This window comes from Streptomyces sp. NBC_00019, from assembly GCF_045041015.1.
GTDB lineage: Bacteria > Actinomycetota > Actinomycetes > Streptomycetales > Streptomycetaceae > Streptomyces.
Genome location: NZ_CP108302.1, coordinates 9,350,072 through 9,366,577, shown reverse-complemented (window position 1 = coordinate 9,366,577; position 16,506 = coordinate 9,350,072). Strand labels below are relative to the sequence as shown.

At 70.9% G+C, this 16,506-nt stretch carries 14 protein-coding genes; 9 read left to right on the top strand and 5 right to left on the bottom strand.

Annotation, left to right across the window (positions count from 1 at the left end; translation table 11 throughout):
* Positions 1-29: 29 nt before the first annotated feature.
* Both OHU89_RS43445 and OHU89_RS43440 read right to left on the bottom strand, forming a co-directional pair.
* Positions 30-1,880, bottom strand: coding sequence for an endoglycosylceramidase (locus OHU89_RS43445; RefSeq protein ID WP_405650877.1), 1,851 nt, complete (start codon positions 1,878-1,880; stop codon positions 30-32).
* 93 nt (positions 1,881-1,973) lie between these two features.
* Complete coding sequence (locus tag OHU89_RS43440) at positions 1,974-3,953, bottom strand: GTP-binding protein (protein WP_405650875.1); 1,980 nt, start codon at positions 3,951-3,953, stop codon at positions 1,974-1,976.
* 272 nt (positions 3,954-4,225) lie between these two features.
* Here OHU89_RS43440 and OHU89_RS43435 point away from each other — a divergent pair, with 272 nt between their 5' ends.
* The 7 genes from OHU89_RS43435 to OHU89_RS43405 are packed head-to-tail and all read left to right on the top strand — an operon-like array spanning position 4,226 to position 11,608.
* Positions 4,226-4,696 (top strand): (2Fe-2S)-binding protein, encoded by a 471-nt coding sequence (locus OHU89_RS43435; protein ID WP_365412225.1) that lies wholly within the window; start codon positions 4,226-4,228, stop codon positions 4,694-4,696.
* Entirely contained in the window at positions 4,693-7,053 is a 2,361-nt protein-coding gene (locus OHU89_RS43430; protein WP_405650873.1) for a xanthine dehydrogenase family protein molybdopterin-binding subunit, read from the top strand. The genes OHU89_RS43435 and OHU89_RS43430 overlap by 4 nt, the downstream gene beginning before the upstream one ends.
* Positions 7,050-7,904: an FAD binding domain-containing protein gene (locus OHU89_RS43425; protein ID WP_405650870.1), complete on the top strand. Its 855-nt coding sequence runs from the start codon at positions 7,050-7,052 to the stop codon at positions 7,902-7,904. The genes OHU89_RS43430 and OHU89_RS43425 overlap by 4 nt, the downstream gene beginning before the upstream one ends.
* A 6-nt stretch (positions 7,905-7,910) precedes the next feature.
* Positions 7,911-8,795 carry an AAA family ATPase gene (locus tag OHU89_RS43420; protein WP_405654907.1) on the top strand — a complete coding sequence of 295 codons (885 nt, stop codon included), beginning with the start codon at positions 7,911-7,913 and terminating at the stop codon, positions 8,793-8,795.
* A gap of 5 nt (positions 8,796-8,800) precedes the next feature.
* Positions 8,801-9,919: a vWA domain-containing protein gene (locus OHU89_RS43415; protein WP_405650868.1), complete on the top strand. Its 1,119-nt coding sequence runs from the start codon at positions 8,801-8,803 to the stop codon at positions 9,917-9,919.
* The gene (locus OHU89_RS43410; RefSeq protein WP_405650866.1) at positions 9,912-11,009 is read left to right on the top strand and encodes an XdhC family protein; all 1,098 of its coding nucleotides are present in this window, start codon (positions 9,912-9,914) and stop codon (positions 11,007-11,009) included. The genes OHU89_RS43415 and OHU89_RS43410 overlap by 8 nt, the downstream gene beginning before the upstream one ends.
* 11 nt (positions 11,010-11,020) lie before the next feature.
* Positions 11,021-11,608, top strand: coding sequence for an SRPBCC family protein (locus tag OHU89_RS43405; protein WP_405650864.1), 588 nt, complete (start codon positions 11,021-11,023; stop codon positions 11,606-11,608).
* A 26-nt stretch (positions 11,609-11,634) separates the two neighbouring features.
* Here the strand turns inward: OHU89_RS43405 and OHU89_RS43400 are convergent, their stop codons facing one another.
* Together OHU89_RS43400 and OHU89_RS43395 are read right to left on the bottom strand one after the other, a co-directional pair.
* Positions 11,635-12,114 (bottom strand): hypothetical protein, encoded by a 480-nt coding sequence (locus tag OHU89_RS43400; RefSeq protein WP_405650862.1) that lies wholly within the window; start codon positions 12,112-12,114, stop codon positions 11,635-11,637.
* Positions 12,115-12,314: 200 nt separating this feature from the next.
* Positions 12,315-12,821, bottom strand: coding sequence for a metallophosphoesterase (locus tag OHU89_RS43395; protein ID WP_365412246.1), 507 nt, complete (start codon positions 12,819-12,821; stop codon positions 12,315-12,317).
* Between the two features lie 159 nt (positions 12,822-12,980).
* On the opposite strand from OHU89_RS43395, the gene OHU89_RS43390 reads away from it, so the two are divergent.
* Positions 12,981-14,933, top strand: coding sequence for a glycosyltransferase family 2 protein (locus OHU89_RS43390; protein ID WP_405650859.1), 1,953 nt, complete (start codon positions 12,981-12,983; stop codon positions 14,931-14,933).
* A gap of 4 nt (positions 14,934-14,937) precedes the next feature.
* Entirely contained in the window at positions 14,938-15,546 is a 609-nt protein-coding gene (rfbC, locus tag OHU89_RS43385; protein ID WP_405650857.1) for a dTDP-4-dehydrorhamnose 3,5-epimerase, read from the top strand.
* 93 nt (positions 15,547-15,639) lie between these two features.
* Here rfbC and OHU89_RS43380 read toward each other — a convergent pair whose 3' ends face one another.
* Positions 15,640-16,503, bottom strand: coding sequence for a class I SAM-dependent methyltransferase (locus OHU89_RS43380; RefSeq protein ID WP_266884573.1), 864 nt, complete (start codon positions 16,501-16,503; stop codon positions 15,640-15,642).
* Between the last annotated feature and the right edge of the window lie 3 nt (positions 16,504-16,506).

Genomic DNA, 16,506 nt, shown 5'->3' with positions numbered 1-16,506 from the left:
CCAGCCTCAACCCTGACGTAAGGAGAGGGTCAAGCGAACTTCGACGCCATCCACGCGGCCAGTTCCGACTTGGCGGCGCTGAGCAGGGATGCGGAGGGCGAGGTGGCCCCGTTGGCGACGAGCGCGTAGTGCAGGGTGCCGCTGTCGGTGTCGGTGAGCAGGAGGCGGCGGCTTCCGGTGCCGCCCGGTTCGGCGGTCGTGCCGATCGGGGTGGTCGAGGTGTACGCCGGCGGGGCGTACACCGTGCCGAGGTCGGAGACCACGGTGGTGGAGGCGTTCGGGAAGGACGCCGGGAGGTGCAGTTCGGTCGGTGCCGAGCCACTGCCCGAGCGCCACACCAGCAGGGAGTACTGGCCGGAGCCGACCAGCGAGGACACGTTCGGCAGGCTGCTCGGGACCGGGTTCCAGGTCAGGGTCGTGGAGCCGTCGCGGGAGCGGTCCTCGTAGGTGAAGGCGAGGGTGCTGCCCGAGGTGGCGCTCGGGTAGATCCGGTCGAGGAGCCGGGCGTCCTGACGCAGCACCGCCGTGCCGGAGTCGTCGAGGCGTACGGCGGACAGGTCCTCGTCGTTCCAGGCGTCCCCGGTGGTGAGCTCCTTGTCGGGGTTGCCGTTCATGAGCTCGCTGTGACGGCCGTTGTAGATGTCCCACTGCCACTGCGAGCCGGACAGCACCGGGCCGGAAGTGGCGGGCGTGGTCCACCAGTTGGCACCCTTCACCCGGGAGTCCAGGGCCTGGTACATCGCCTTGAGGACCGTCGGCGCCTTGCCGGCGGTGGAGCCGTTCAGGGGGTGGCCGAACTCGCTGACGATGGCCGTGGTGCCGAGCGCCGAGGCGCGGTCGCGGACCGTGGCGAAGTCGGTCACGTACTGGCCGTCCGAGGCGTTGCCCCACATGAGGACGCCGGAGATGGCCTTCTGGTCGTAGAAGTGGGTGTTGAAGACGTACCGGGAGCCGATGGCGCCCGCGTCGAGCAGGCCGCCCTCCTCCTTGCTGACGTTGCCGTTCCAGAACAGGTTCGGCTCGACGAAGGCGGGCTTGTCCGTCCAGCCGGCCGCGTCCATCCGGGCGCGGAACTTCACGTAGAAGGGCCACAGCAGGTCGCGTTCCCAGGTGCGGCTGGCCTGGCCGGACTCGTAGGTGCCGGCGTAGGGCTCGTTGTAGGGGTCGAAGCCGAGGACGCCCGTGAACTGCTCGGCGGACAGGTTCTGCTTGATGTACGCCATGGTCTTCTGGGCCGTGGCGAGGAAGGAGTCCTGAAGGCCGTGGGCGTTGTGCCAGAAGTCGTACTGGGCGGCCTTCACCGCGCCGTTCTGGGTGATGTTCTGGCCCCAGAGGAAGCAGATCCCGCAGGACTCGTCCGGATAGTTGCCGAGGTCCACCGCCCATTGCGGGGCGCCGTCACCCGTGTACCAGCTGTCCGAGTCGAAGAGGTAGCGGGAGTAGAGGTCCTGGTGGAAGTCGGGGTAGACGCGGATGCCCGCGTCCAGGAAGGCGCCCATCTGTGCGGTGGCGGCGGCCAGATAGGCCGTGTCCAGCTGGCCGCGCACCGGCTCCGCGTAGGCCCAGGAGAGCAGGAAGCGGACCGAGTTGCCGCCGCCGAGGGCTCTCAGCGCGGTCGCCGACTTCTTGGCGTCGGCCACGGAGGCGAAGGGCAGGCCGTGGTTCTCGTCGAGCTTGGTCTCGCCGGAGACGTTGTAACCACGGAGAACCACCTCGCGGCCTTGGCCGTCGACGAAGCGGCCGTTCGACACGGTGAGCGCCGTGCCGTCGAACCAGAGGGAATTGGGGACGGCGGCGGTGGCGGGCCCGGCGCCCGCCACCGTCAGGGATCCGAAGAGGACGACCAGAACCGCCAGCAAACGCAACCGGATATTCGGCATGTCCACTACAGTCGGGCGATTTCCGGACACCGTCAACACTTCTGACTCATGAGTAAGTATCAGCTTTTCTTTACACGTTCTTTCTCAGCCACCTCAACTGCCGACTCGACGCGTCACGTTCAACAGGTACTCCTTGCGGTTCAGCGGGTTGTGATCGGTGCGCGGACGGCTCGGTACATCACCGCGCACGACCGGCGCGTAGTGGTCGAACCCGCTCTCCAACTCGCCTTCTCCCCGCGTGAGTCCGGGCAGCCGCTGCTCCAGCGCGTGCACGCGGGCCGCCGGCACCGCACCCTCCAGGACGCAGCTCTCCCCGCGCGTCTCGGTGGTCTGCGGCACGGCCTGGAGCGCGGCCAGCACCGGCAGCAGGGCACCCAGGGTGTCGGCCGGGGCCTCGATCCGGAAGCGGTGCATCGGCTCGTACACCTGGCTCCCGGCCTTGCGCAGCGCCTCGATCAGAACCAGCGGTGTCAGGCCCCGGAAGTCGGCTCCGGTGGTGGACATGCTCTTGTCGAAGCCCTGGTGGGCGTGGCTCTGGCGGGGCCAGTAGCCGGAGTGGGTCATCGTGACCGCGCAGTCGGTGACCTGCCAGCCGTTGAGGCCCTGGTCGAGGGTCTCGCGGACGGTGTCCTCGACCGCCTTGAAGAAGGCGTACGGCATGGCGCCCAGCTCCACCTCCAGCCGGAAGGCGACGCCGGTTCCCGGCAGGGCGGGGTCGACGCGCAGGCCGACGGTCGCGAGGAACGGGTTGGCGTCCTTCTTGATGAACTCGGCGGCAGCCCCCGTCCCCGCCGGCCTCTCGATGCAGAGCGGCGTGGTCTCCCGGAAGCCGACGGCGAGCCCGAACTCCTCCGCCAGAGTGGCTTGAATGACCTCCTTCTGGACCTCCCCGTACAGGGAGACGGAGGTCTCCTGGCGTACCTCGTCGTGGCGCAGCCCGATCAGCGGGTCCTGTTCGGCGAGTTGGCCGAGCGCGAGGTGCAGGGCCCTGCGGTCCGTGTCCGGGCCGGGCACGACCACGGTCTCCAGGGTCGGCGGGGCGAAGAAGTGACCGTGCGCCTTGCGGGGTTCGCCGAGCGCGTCGCCGATCCGCACGTCGACGAGACCCCAGAGCCTCGCGATCCGCCCCGCCGGGACCGCGTCCTCACGGAGATCCGTGCCGTGGTCGAAGACGCTCACCGCGGTGACCCGGCCCTCGTCGCGGGCGTCGCCGGCCCGGGTGTCGCCGAAGGGGACCCGGTCGCGGGTGCGCAGCGTTCCGGAGAACATCCGCGCGTAGGCGACCTTCTCCCCCGCCGGGCCCCGCTCGACCTTGAAGACGGTGCCGGAGACCGGGCCGTCGGGGTCACCGTCGGCGTGGGGCAGCAACTCCTTGATCCCGGCGATGAGTTCGGGGACGCCCGCACCGGTGACCGCGGAGCCGAAGAACACCGGGTGGACGAGGGCCTCGCGGGTCCGGCCGACGAGGGCCGTACGCACCCGGTCCTCGGAGAGCGTCCCCTCGACATAGGCCGCGAGCAGCTCGTCGTCGTGGTCCGCGAGGACGTCGACGGGAACGCGGTCCGGGGCGAACGCGGCCTTACGGGTGCCGAGCCCGACGGCCCGCCCCATCGGTACGACCGCGGGCGTGAGCCGCTCGGAGAGCGCGCGCAGGACAGCGTCGTACCGCGCACCGCGACGGTCGATCTTGTTGACGAAGATCAGCGTGGGGATCTTCAGCCGCTGGAGGGTGCGCATCAGGACGCGGGTCTGCGCCTGGACGCCCTCGACGGCCGAGACCACCAGCACGGCGCCGTCGAGGACGCCGAGCACCCGCTCCACCTCGGCGATGAAGTCCGGGTGGCCGGGGGTGTCGATGAGATTGACGGTGACGTCGTCGACCGCGAACGAGACGACGGCGGACTTGATGGTGATGCCGCGCCGGCGCTCCAGCGCGAGGGAGTCGGTCCGGGTGCTGCCGGCGTCGACGCTGCCGATCTCGTCGATGACTCCGACGGAGTGCAGCAGCCGCTCGGTGAGGCTGGTCTTACCGGCGTCGACGTGGGCGAGGATCCCGAGGTTGAGCAAGTGCACGAAGCGTCATGTCCTTCGAAGAGGGGGTCATTCCTTCTTGGGTGGACATGCGTGCTCCTCGCATTACTGCGCTCCTCCGTTGATCGCCTACCGGTCCCTCGCAGTGCAGCAGATCCGTGCACCGGGCGCCAACGAATTAACGGTCAACAAACCCACGTCCCAGCCCTCGCCCCCTCCCCTGACCGGTCCTAGAGTGACGCCCATCACGTCAGGTGGCCGATTTTCCCCGCCAGCCCCCTGCTATCCCCTCGCACGGTTCCCTGGGAGGGCACATGACCCGTATCTCGGTGAAGGTGGACGGCACGAACTACCAGGACGAGGTCGAACCCCGTCTTCTGCTGATCCACTACCTGCGTGACCGACTGGGCCTGACCGGCACCCCCGTGGGCTGCGACACCTCCAACTGCGGGGCCTGCACGGTCGACCTGGACGGTGCGAGCGTCAAGAGCTGCTCGGTCCTGGCCGTCCAGGCGGACGGGAGCGAAGTGACCACCGTCCAGGGGCTGACGTCGAACGGGGAGTGGACGGGGCTCCAGCAGGCGTTCCACGAGCGGCACGCACTCCAGTGCGGCTACTGCACTCCGGGCATGCTCATGGCGGCAAGGGATCTACTGCGGGACAACCCGCACCCCACGTCCGACGAGGTGCGCCATGCCCTGGAGGGCAATCTCTGTCGCTGCACCGGCTACCAGAACATCGTGCGCGCGGTGCTCGACGCCTCCGAACAGGAGGTACGGACATGAGCGAGACCGTCGAACGCGAGGTCGGCCGCTCGCGCCCCCGCAAGGAGGACGCACGCCTGCTCACCGGGCAGACCAACTGGACCGACAACATCAGCGTGGGCGGCCTGCTCCATCTGGCGATCCTGCGCAGCCCCATGGCCCATGCCCGCATCGACCGTGTCGACGTGACGCCCGCTCTCGAACGCCCGGGCGTCGTCGCGGCATTCAGCGGCAGCGACCTCGCGGAGGGGATGGGATCGCTGCCCTGCGCGTGGCCGGTGACCGAGGACATCGTGCTGCCCGACCACCCGCCCATCGCCGTCGACGAGGTGCGCTACGCCGGAGACCCGGTCGCGGTCGTCGTGGCCCGCGACCGGTACGCGGCCACCGACGCCCTCGAAGCGATCGAGGTCGACTACACGCCCCTGCCGCCGGTACTGGACCTGGAGGCCGCGCTCACCGAGAACTCGCCCCTGGTCCACTCCGACAAGGGCACCAACCGCAGCTACCTCTGGCCACTGAAGACCGGCGAGGACTTCGACGCCGTACGCCGGCGCGCCGAGGTCACCCTCAAGCGCCGCTACGTCCACCAGCGGCTCATCGCCAACGCCATGGAACCGCGCGGCGTCGTCGTCACCCCGCTCGCCGCCTCCGGCGAGTACACCCTCTACTCCTCCACCCAGATCCCGCACATCCTGCGGATCATGCTCTCCGTGGTCACCGGGGTCCCCGAGCACAAGCTGCGGGTGATCGCCCCCGACGTGGGCGGCGGCTTCGGCTCCAAGCTCCAGGTGTACGGCGAGGAGGCCATCGCCCTCACGGTCGCCCGCCGCCTCGGACGCCCCGTCAAGTGGACCGAGTCCCGCTCCGAGGGCTATCTGGCGACCCACCACGGCCGCGGCATGATCCAGGACGTCGAGATCGCCGCGAACCGCGACGGCAAACTGCTGGGCCTCAAGGCCGACCTGCTGGTCGACATGGGCGCCTATCTGATGCTGGTCACGCCGGGCATCCCGATCCTGGGCGCGTTCATGTATCCGGGGATCTACAAGATGGGTTCCTACGAGCTCAACGTCACCGGCGTCTTCACCACCAAGACGCCGACCGACGCCTACCGTGGCGCGGGGCGCCCGGAGGCGACGTACGCCATCGAACGCATCATGGACGAGCTGGCGGTCGAACTCGGCCTGGATCCGGTGGAGTTGCGGCGCCGGAACTGGATCGGGCACGAGGAGTTCCCGTACACGACGATCGCGGGTCTGACCTACGACAGCGGCAACTACGAGGCCGCGACCGAGAAGGCGCTCGCGCTGTTCGACTACGACAAGCTCCGTGCCGAGCAGGCGGACCGCAATCGCCGGGGAGACTCCGTACGCCTCGGCATCGGGGTGTCGACCTACACCGAGATGTGCGGGCTCGCGCCGAGCCGGGTGCTGCGGGACCTGCGGTACGCGGCCGGCGGCTGGGAGGCCGCGAGCATCCGTGTGCTGCCCACCGGCAAGGTCGAGGTGGTCACCGGGACCAGTCCGCACGGGCAGGGCCATGTGACGTGCTGGAGTCAGATCGCCGCCGACGTGCTCGGTGTGCCGTTCGAGGACGTCCAGGTCGTGCACGGCGACACCAGGGCGGCACCGCAGGGCATGGACACCTACGGCTCGCGCTCCCTCGTGGTGGGCGGCACCGCCATTCACCACGCGGCGCGCAAGGTGGTGGACAAGGCCCGCAAGGTGGCCGCCCATCTGCTCGAAGCGAGCGAGCAGGACCTGGAGTTCACGGACGGCGTCTTCTCGGTCAAGGGTTCCCCCGACGCCCGCAAGACCCTCCAGGAGCTCGCCTTCGAGACGTTCTCCTCGCACGACCTGCCCGACGGCATGGAACCCACCATCAACGCCGGACACGTCACCGACCCGGACAACTTCTCCTACCCGCACGGCACCCACCTGTGCGCGATCGAGGTCGACACCGAGACGGGACGCAGCCACATCCGGTCGTACGTCTGCGTCGACGACGTCGGCAAGGTCATCAACCCGATGATCGTCGAGGGCCAGGTGCACGGCGGCCTCGCGCAGGGCATCGCGCAGGCGCTGTACGAGGAGGCGGTCTACGACGACCAGGGCAACCTCGTCTCCGGCACGATGGCCGACTACCTCGTCCCGTCCGCGCCCGACCTGCCCGACTTCGTGACGGACCGCACGGAGACGCCGTCGACCACCAACCCCCTGGGCGTCAAGGGAGTCGGCGAGGCAGGGACGATCGCGTCCACGCCCGCCGTCGTCAACGCCATCGTGGACGCCCTGCGCCCGCTGGGCGTGACGGAGGTACGGATGCCCTGCACCCCCGAACGGGTGTGGCGAGCCATCGAGGAGGCCTCGGCATGATCCCCCCGGCATTCGACTACGCCCGTCCCGCCGACGTCGACGAAGCGGTACGCGCGCTCGCCGGGGCCGGCGAGGACGCCAAGGTACTGGCCGGCGGGCAGAGCCTGCTGCCGCTGCTCAGGCTCCGCCTCGCCTTCCCCGAACTGGTCGTGGACGTCGGCCGCATCCCCGAACTGCGCGGGGTCCGCGAGGACGGCGACACCCTCGTCATCGGCGCCATGACCACCCACCACGACGTGATCCGCGACCCGCTGGTACGCCGCCACGCGGGCCTGCTCGCCGCCGCCACGGCGACCGTCGCGGATCCCGCCGTACGCCATCGGGGCACCCTCGGCGGCTCCCTGGCGCACGCCGATCCGGCCGGTGACCTGCCCGCGGTGGTCCTGGCGCTCGACGCCGAGCTGGTGGCGCAGGGCCCGCGCGGACGACGGACCGTCCCCGCACGGCAGTTCTTCGTCGACTACCTCCAATCGGCCCTGGATCCCGACGAGTTGCTCGTGGAGGTGCGGGTGCCGAAGGCCGACGGCTGGGGCTTCCACTACGAGAAGTTCCATCGGGTCGCCCAGTCCTGGGCGATGGTCGGCGTGGCCGCGCTGGTGCGGCGCGACGACGGGCACATCGCCGAGGCCCGGGTCGGGCTGACCAACATGGGCACGACCCCACTGCGTGCCACGGCGACCGAGGAGGCCCTGACCGGCGCCGGGGACCCGGAGGCGGTGGCGCGGGCCGCGGAGTCGGCGGCGATAGGGACCCAGCCGTCGCAGGACATCTCGGCCTCGCCCGAGTACCGGGCACACCTGGCGCGGGTGCTCACCAAGCGGGCGGTGCTCACCGCCGCCGGAATGGGGTGAGGGGAGATCACCGAGTTCGACGGCCCGGAACAGGTGCGGGCCCGCCTGGAGGAGACGGGATACCTCGTCGACCACGGGCTGGCCGTCGCCTGTTTCCTGGCCCTCCGGCTGGCCCGGCCGATCTTCTGCGAGGGCGACGCGGGCGTCGGCAAGACCGCGCTCGCCTCCGCCCTCGCCGAGGCGCTCGACGCCCCGCTGATCCGCCTCCAGTGCCATGAGGGCATCGAGGCCTCGCAGGCCCTGTACGACTGGGACTTCCCACGCCAGCTGCTGCATCTGCGCGCCGCCGAGGCGGCCGGGGTCAGCGACGCCGACCGGCTGGAGAGCGAGCTGTACGACCGGCGCTTCCTGATCGCCCGGCCGCTGCTGCGCGCGCTGGAGACTCAGCCGTCGGTCCTGCTGGTCGACGAGATCGACCGTGCCGACGACGAGTTCGAGGCGTTCCTGCTGGAGCTGCTCTCGGAGTACTCGGTGACCGTTCCGGAACTGGGCACCCTGCGGTCCCCGTCCCCGCCCGTGGTCGTGCTGACCTCCAACCGCACCCGCGAGGTGCACGACGCGCTGAAGCGGCGCTGTCTCTACCACTGGTTCGACCATCCCGGGTTCGCCCGTGAACTCGCCATCGTGCGACGGCGGTTGCCCGGGGTGTCGGCGCGGCTGGCGGAGCAGGTGACCGCGCTGGTGCAGGCCCTGCGTGCGCAGGACCTGCTCAAGCCGCCCGGCGTGGCCGAGACGATCGACTGGGCCGAGGCCCTGGACGCGCTGGGCGCGAGCGAGGTGGACGCGGAGCTGGCGGTGACCACTCTGGGGTCGGTGCTGAAGTACCGGGAGGACGCGGAGCGGGCGCGGAGGCTGGACTTCGCGGCGCTGCTCTCCGCCCGAGGGGCGTGAGGGTCATGGGAGGTGTACTCGCCGCGGACGCCGCGCTCCTCGGCTTCGCCCGTGCCCTGCGCGCGGCGGGCGTCGACGCGAGCGCCGACCGGCTGCACTCCTTTCTGCGGGCGGTGGACGAGTTGGGTCCCTCGCTGCGGGCGGACGTGTACTGGGCGGGGCGGCTGACCCTGTGCGGGGACCGGGACGACCTGGAGCGCTACGAGCGGGTGTTCGCCGCGTACTTCGGCACCGGTGAGACGGACCGGAAGGCGGTGTCCGTACCTCCGCCGTCCCGGCTGCGACTGATCGTGCGGGATACCCCTGAGCCTCGTACGACCGCTTCGGGCGAGCGTGAAGGACCGCCCACCGCCTCCCTGGCCGGCTCCGCCGAGGTCCTGCGCCACCGCGACATCGCGGAGCTGGCCGGCGCCGATCGTGAGCAACTGCGGCGCCTGCTGGCCGCGTTCACCCTGCACGGCGAGTCCCGGCGCAGTGCCCGGCGGCGGCCGGCCCGGCGCGGGGAGGTCGATCCGCAACGGACGGTGCGGGAGCTGCTGCGCCACGGCGGAGAACCCGGACGGCTGCGCCGGCACGCGCGGACCGAACGGCCTCGGCGGGTCGTGCTGCTGGTGGACGTCAGCGGCTCCATGGCGCCGTACGCCGACGCGCTGCTGCGGTTCGCGCACGCGGCCGCCCGTGGTCCGCGCACCGAGGTGTTCACGATCGGCACCCGGCTGACCCGGGTGACCCGCGAGCTCTCCCACCGCGACCCCGACCTGGCGATGACGGCGGTCGCGGCGGCCGTGCCCGACTGGCGCGGGGGTACCCGGCTGGGGGTGCTGCTGCGCGAGTTCCTGAACCGCTGGGGGCAGCGCGGGATGGCACGCGGCGCGGTCGTGGTGGTGCTGTCGGACGGTTGGGAGCGTGGCGATCCGGAGGTGCTGGCGGCACAGATGCGACGCTTGCGGCGGCTGGCCCACCGGGTGATCTGGGCCAATCCGCGCAGGGCACGCCCCGGGTACGCACCCCTGGCGGCCGGTATGGCGGCGGCACTGCCGAGCGTGGACGCGTTCGTCGACGGGCACAGCCTGGCCGCGCTGGAGAGCCTGGCGGCGGTCGTGAGAGGAGCGGATCGTGCGTGAGATTCTCCCGGCGCTGAGCGCCTGGTACGCGGCGGGAGTGCCGTTCGGTCTGGCGACCGTCGTCGCCGTGAGCCGCAGCGCGCCGCGCGACCCCGGTGCGGCGATGGCCGTGGGGCCCGAGGACGAGGTCGTCGGCAGTGTGTCCGGCGGCTGTGTGGAGGGGGCGGTGTTCGAGCTCGCGCAGGAGGTGGTGGCGAGCGGCGAGGCGCGGTTGCAGACCTTCGGGTACAGCGACGAGGACGCGTTCGCGGTGGGGCTGACCTGCGGCGGCGAGATCACCCTGCTGGTGCGGCCCGTCTCCCCGGCCACCGATCCGGTCTTCGGTGAGGTCGCCGGGTCGGTGGCGGCGGGGCGCCCGGTGACCGTGGCGACGGTGACCGACGGACCCGCACCGCGCGGGGCGACCCTTGCGGTGTGGCCTGACCGGTTCGCGGGGAGTCTCGGCACCGACGGTCTGGACGTGGCGGTCACCGCCGACGCGCGCGGCGAACTCGCCCTCGGCGCAACGGGGTTGCGCCACTACGGCCCGCGCGGCGAGCGCCGCGAGGACGCGGTCACCGTCTTCCTGCACTCCTTCGCGCCTCCCCCGCGCATGCTGGTCTTCGGTGCGATCGACTACGCCGCCGCGGTCGCCCGTATCGGTGACTTCCTCGGCTACCGGGTCACCGTGTGCGACGCCCGCCCGGTCTTCGCCACCCCCAAGCGCTTCCCGCAGGGCGTGGAAGTGGTCGTGGACTGGCCGCACCGCTACCTCCAGGGCACGGACACCGATGGGCGCACGGTGATCTGCGTCCTCACCCACGACCCCAAGTTCGACGTCCCGCTCCTGGAGGAGGCGCTGCGCCGGCCCGCCGCCTACATCGGGGCGATGGGCAGCCGCCGTACGCACGACGATCGGATGAAGCGGCTGGTCGAGGCCGGGCTCACGGACCGTGAACTGGCCCGCCTTCGCTCCCCGGTCGGGCTCGACCTCGGCGCCCGCACACCGGAGGAGGTGGCCGTGTCCGTCGCCGCCGAGATCGTCGCACTGAGGTGGGGCGGCACGGGAACCCCTCTGACCGCCACGGCAGGTGCCATCCATCCCCATTGACGGAGGAAGTCATGGAACTGCACCACGAATTCACCGTGCCCGTCCCGGTCGACGACGCCTGGCGGGCGCTCCTGGACATCGAGCGCGTCGCGCCGTGCATGCCGGGGGCGACCGTGGAGGACTACGACGGCAAGACGGTGAACGGCTCGGTGAAGGTCAAGGTCGGCCCGATCACGGTGACGTACAAGGGCACCGCCGTCTTCGAGGAGCAGGACGAGGACGCCCACCGCATCGTCCTCATCGCGAGCGGCCGCGAGACCCGTGGCCAGGGCACCGCCCGCGCCACCGTCACCGGCACGCTCACGGAACAGGACGACGGTACGGCCGTGTCGGTACGCACCGATCTGACGGTCACCGGGCGTCCGGCCCAGTTCGGACGCGGGGTGATGGCGGAGGTGGGCGACCGCATCATCGGCCGGTTCGCACAGAACCTCGCCGAGCAACTGGGCGACAACCCGCAGGAGACACCACCGCCGGTGGCGGACGAACCACTGGACCTGTTCCGTACGGCCGGGGTGCCGGTCGCCAAGCGCGCGGCGGTCGCCGCCGCCGTGGTCGTCGCGCTGGTGGTGGTGCTGCGGCAGTGGCGGCGCCGCTAGGGCCTAGCCCCGGCGGTGGTCCGCGATCACCTGCTCCAGATGGCCGAGGGCCCTGGTGACGCGGGCCGGGTCCTGTTGGAAGCAGGGGTCGTCGGGCACCGGGAGCGACCCCGCGACGGCCCAGCCACGCGCCCGGGCCCATGTGGCGTATCGGCGCCGACCGCCTCGCGGAAGGCGTCCCGGGCCCGCGGCGGCAGGAAGTTGTAGGCGGGCAGCAGGTCGACCGCCGGGTCGGCGACGGCCAGTGTCCCGAAGTCGTCCCCCACACCCCGGAAGGCGTTGCTCTGCTCGGGGCCGGGTCCGCCCGTCGGGTCGATGTCCCGGAGAGCGTTGACGAACCCGGCGAGGTCGAGGGCGTACCGGGGCAGCCGTACGGACAGGTCGTCGCCGAGTCGGAAGGTCGCGTTGTCCATGCCGGACTGCTGAACCGGGGCGAGGGGGAGGTCCGCCCATTGCGGGAACTGGGTGGTGAGCAGACGGCGTACGAGCGTGGTGCCGATCAGCACGCCGTCCATCTCAGCGGGGCGACGCCACCGACGTCCAACGAATCAGGGGGTTGAGGCCGGAGCCGACGGGTAACCGCCGCACAACGGAAGAGGGGCGCACTCCCTCTTGGGCACCTCTGTCGGAAGGAGGTCCGTGACAGCGCACACTCGCAGCGCCCGGGCCGCTTCCGCGAACACGGAGCGGCCCGGATCTTGTCTCCTCAGGCCGCCCGCGGCGGCAGCTCGTGCAGTCGTACGTCCGTGAGCCGGCCGTCGTCGACGGTCGCCGTCATGTACGTGCAGTGCGGCTGACGGCGGCGGTCCGTCGGGGAGCCCGGGTTGAGCAGGCGCAGGCCGGTAGGGGCGGTGGTGTCCCAGGGGATGTGACTGTGACCGAAGACCAGCACGTCGAGGTCGGGGTACCGCGCGGCACAGCGTGCCTCGCGGCCCTGGGCGGGACCGGTCTCGTGGACCACTCCCCAGCGCAGACCGCCGAGTTCGGCGTATGCGACCTCCGGCAGCCGGGCGCGCAGCTGCGGTCCGTCGTTGTTGCCGTACACACCGACCAGACGCCCGCTGAGGCGCTCCAGCAGGTCGAGGGTCGCGGTGTCGACCCAGTCCCCGGCGTGCAACACCACATCGGCGCGCGGGAGTTCGGCCAGCAGCGGGGCCGGCAGCACCTTCGCCCGCTTCGGCAGATGAGTGTCGGACATGAGGAGCAGACGCACGCGGTCAGACTATCGGCGGGAGATCGTCAACGTTCACCTGATCGGTATGCGATCTAGGCGGTGGCCGAAGCGAGAACCGTGGTGTCGTCGGGTTAGCATCTGGCCACAAGCACCGCACCATGACAGAAACGACAAGCGACCCAAGGGGGACCGAGCCTCATGCCGGTCAAGGTCAGCGTCGTCGTCCCCGTGTACAACCCCGGGGTTTACATCGAGGACTGCATCGCATCTCTGAAGAGGCAGTCGCTGCCTCCCGACGAGTTCGAAATGGTCTTCGTGGACGACGGTTCCACCGACGGAACACCAGCCCGGCTCGATGAGCTCGCTGCCGAGGATTCCCGCGTACACGTCATCCACCAGGAGAACTCCGGGTGGTCGGGCAAGCCCCGCAATGTGGGGATCGCGGCGTCCCAGGGCGAGTACGTGATGTTCGTCGACAACGACGACTACCTCGGCGACGAGGCCCTCGAGCGGATGTACGACTACGGCGTGGCCAACGGCGCCGATGTGATCGTGGGGAAGATGGCCGGCAAGGGGCGTCCCGTCCCCGTCGAGCTGTTCCGCCGCAACCACCCGCGCGCGTCGGTCGAGAACGCTCCGCTCATCGACAGCCTCACCCCGCACAAGATGTTCCGCCGGGCCTTCCTCGACGACATCGGACTGCGCTTCCCCGAGGGCCGGCGGCGCCTCGAGGACCACGTCTTCATCGCCGAGGCGTATCTGCGCGCGGACAACGTCTCCGTGCTCAGCGACTACGTGTGCTACTACCACGTGCGCCGCGACGACGCCTCCAACGCCGGTTTCCAGCAGTTCGAACCGGCGGGATACTTCAAGAACCTGCGCGAAGCCCTCGACGTCGTCGAGACGTACACCAAGCCGGGGGACCTGCGGAACCGTCTCTTCCGCCGCTGGCTGCGCAACGAGATGGTCGAGCGGATGCGCGGCAAGCGCCTGCTGGCGATGCCCGAGGACTACCGCCGCGCTCTGTTCACGGAGATCCACGCCACCGTCGTCGAACGCTTCGGTCCCGGCGTCGCGGCCGGGCTCCCGCCGACACAACGCGTCGTGGCCGAGCTGATCGCCGCGGACCGCTACGCCGATGTCGTCGCCTTCGCCGAGTGGGAGGCCGGCATCGCCCTCAGGGCGGTCCCGGAGGGCGTCGAGTGGCAGGACGGCACGCTGCGGGTCGCTCTGCGCACCGAGTTCACTTCCGGCGGCGAGCCGATGGTGTTCCCCGCCCATGGCGTCCCGGCGACGGGCGGTCCGCCGCTGGACGCCGCCGAGGCCATCGCGTGGGTGTCCGCCGACTCCGTCGCGCGTTTCGATACGGCGACCGGCGACCTGCTGCTGCGCGAGCGCGCCAGCTCCGCCCAGCACTTCCAGCAGGTGCGGGTCACCCGGGAGACCGTGCCGGAAGGTGACGGCGAGCGGGTGCGGCTGGTGCAGCGGGTGACGGCCACGGTCGACCCGGCCGTCGCGGCGGGCGGCGTGCCCCCGGCCGGCGGACTGTGGGACGCCTTCGTCCGCGTCCGCCTCGGCGGCTGGACCAAGGAGTGCCGGCTGGGCCCGGCCCCGGCACACGACCGGCCCGCACCGCAGGCCGCCGTCGTGGGCGGCCGTACGGTCCTGCCGTACTGGACCCACCCCCACCGCAACCTCGCCCTCGCCGTGGACCGCGCGCCCGAACGGCTCGGCCTGGACTGTGCCACTCCCGGGACCGTCACCGTCTCCGACGACCACATCCAGGTGCCTCTGCCGCTTCATGTGTCCGGTGAGCGCAAGGTCGTGCTGCGGCTCGGCTCCGCGAGCATCGTGGACGTGCCCGGCACCCTGTCCCCCGCCGCGGACGGCTCGGGATCGGTGCTGGAGGCCGAGCTGCCCCTCGCCGAACTCAGGGCCTCCACCTGGCGGGTCGCGCTGAGTCCCGTCCCGGAGGCGGCCGAACCGCGTTTCCTCGTCCTGCCGTTCGCCCTGCGCGTCGCCGGTGAGACGGTCCGCGCGGTGCGCGCGCCCAACCCCGGTGGCATGGAGCGGCTGGCCCGCCGGGTCCGCCGCAAGCTCGGCAGGGTGCTGCGCGGTGCCACATCCCGGATCAAGAACGGCAGGAGGTAGCGGCGTGCGACCGCTGGGCATAGAGGGCGCCTGGGTACTGGAGCCCAAGGTCTTCCCGGACGAGCGGGGCAGTTTCCACGAGTGGTACCGCGGCGAGGAGTTCCGCGAGGCCACCGGGTACGACCTGTCGCTGGCGCAGGCGAACTGCTCGGTCTCCAAGCGGGGCGTGCTGCGCGGAGTGCACTTCGCGGACGTGCCGCCCGGTCAGGCCAAGTACGTCACCTGCGTGCGCGGCGCCGTCCTGGACGTGGTGGTGGACGTCCGCGTCGGCTCGCCCACCTTCGGCAGCTGGGAGGCGGTGCGGCTCGACGACGACACGCGGCACGCCGTGTTCCTCGCGGAGGGGCTCGGGCACGCGTTCATGGCGCTGACCGACGACGCCACCGTCGTGTATCTGTGCTCGACGGGATACGCGCCGGGGCGTGAGCACGGGGTGCACCCGCTCGACCCGCAGCTGGCCATCGCCTGGCCCGAGGGGATCGCGCCGGTGCTGTCGGACAAGGACGGACAGGCGCCGTCGCTGGCCGAGGCGGAGCGGTCCGGGCTGCTTCCGTCGTACGAGGAGTGCTCCGCCTACCACGAGCGGCTGCGCGCCGGGCGGTCCGGCGACTGACGGCGCTTCACCGAAGCGTGACAGCAGTGGACCCCGTCCTTCGAAGATGAAGGGCGGGGTCCACTGCTGCCGTGCCAGGGGCACGGCCCTGCCCTACGGGGTCTTCGTCGTCTTGGGGGTGGCGGGGGTGCCGTAGCGGGCCTTGAGGGCCTGGCGCTTGTTGCTGCCCTCCGCGTTCACGCCCTTCTCGATGATCACGAGGTTGTGGAAGAAGTGCACGCCCACGATGTTGCGGTCGGTGTACGTGGGCTTGTAGTCCTCGTCCACGAACTCCTCGAAGTTCAGCCCGTCCGTCAGCCGCTTGAGCAGGCCCATGCTGGTGTCCGGGGAGTCGAGGTCCTCGCTGCCCATCCACTCGGGCCAGTAGGAGCTCTGGGTGTCCTCGACCACGTAGATGCCGCCGTCGGCGAGCAGCGGGAACAGGGTCTTGAACGTGGTGATGACATGCGGGCTGCGGTGGCTGCCGTCGTCGATGATGACGTCGAGCTTGCCGATCTTCCCGGCGATGGACAGCAGCGAGTCCGGGTCGGACTGGTCGCCGATGTACGTCGTGATCCGGTCCTCGTCGACGAACGACTTGTCCTGGATGTCGACGCCGTGGATCTGCGCGTTGGGGAAGAAGGCCTTCCACATCCGCAGCGACGCACCGCCCTGACCGGCCCGGGCGTAGCCGCCGATGCCGATCTCCAGGAGGTTGAACTCATTGTTCTTCAGGTGCTGGAGGTAACGCTGGTAGTGCTGCGCGTACTTGTGGGCGCCCCACTTGTCGGTCTTGAAGTGCGCGGCCAGTTTGCACAGGTCGTCGGAGATCGCGGCGACACCCGTGAGGGCCTTGGGCTTCGGCTTGGGCTTCGGCTGGGGGCCGACCGTCCGCTGCTTGACCTTGCGCAGCGTCTCCCAGCCACGCTCACCGACGACGGGTTTGACGGCCTTCTTCACGGCCGACTTGATCGACATGCT

Bases quoted from the DNA above. Each gene is read 5' to 3' on its own strand.
- OHU89_RS43445 (WP_405650877.1), bottom strand. From the start codon at position 1,880: ATGCCGAATATCCGGTTGCGTTTGCTGGCGGTTCTGGTCGTCCTCTTC.
- OHU89_RS43435 (WP_365412225.1), top strand. From the start codon at position 4,226: ATGACCCGTATCTCGGTGAAGGTGGACGGCACGAACTACCAGGACGAG.
- OHU89_RS43430 (WP_405650873.1), top strand. From the start codon at position 4,693: ATGAGCGAGACCGTCGAACGCGAGGTCGGCCGCTCGCGCCCCCGCAAG.
- OHU89_RS43425 (WP_405650870.1), top strand. From the start codon at position 7,050: ATGATCCCCCCGGCATTCGACTACGCCCGTCCCGCCGACGTCGACGAA.
- OHU89_RS43415 (WP_405650868.1), top strand. From the start codon at position 8,801: ATGGGAGGTGTACTCGCCGCGGACGCCGCGCTCCTCGGCTTCGCCCGT.
- OHU89_RS43405 (WP_405650864.1), top strand. From the start codon at position 11,021: ATGGAACTGCACCACGAATTCACCGTGCCCGTCCCGGTCGACGACGCC.
- OHU89_RS43390 (WP_405650859.1), top strand. From the start codon at position 12,981: ATGCCGGTCAAGGTCAGCGTCGTCGTCCCCGTGTACAACCCCGGGGTT.
- OHU89_RS43380 (WP_266884573.1), bottom strand. From the start codon at position 16,503: ATGTCGATCAAGTCGGCCGTGAAGAAGGCCGTCAAACCCGTCGTCGGT.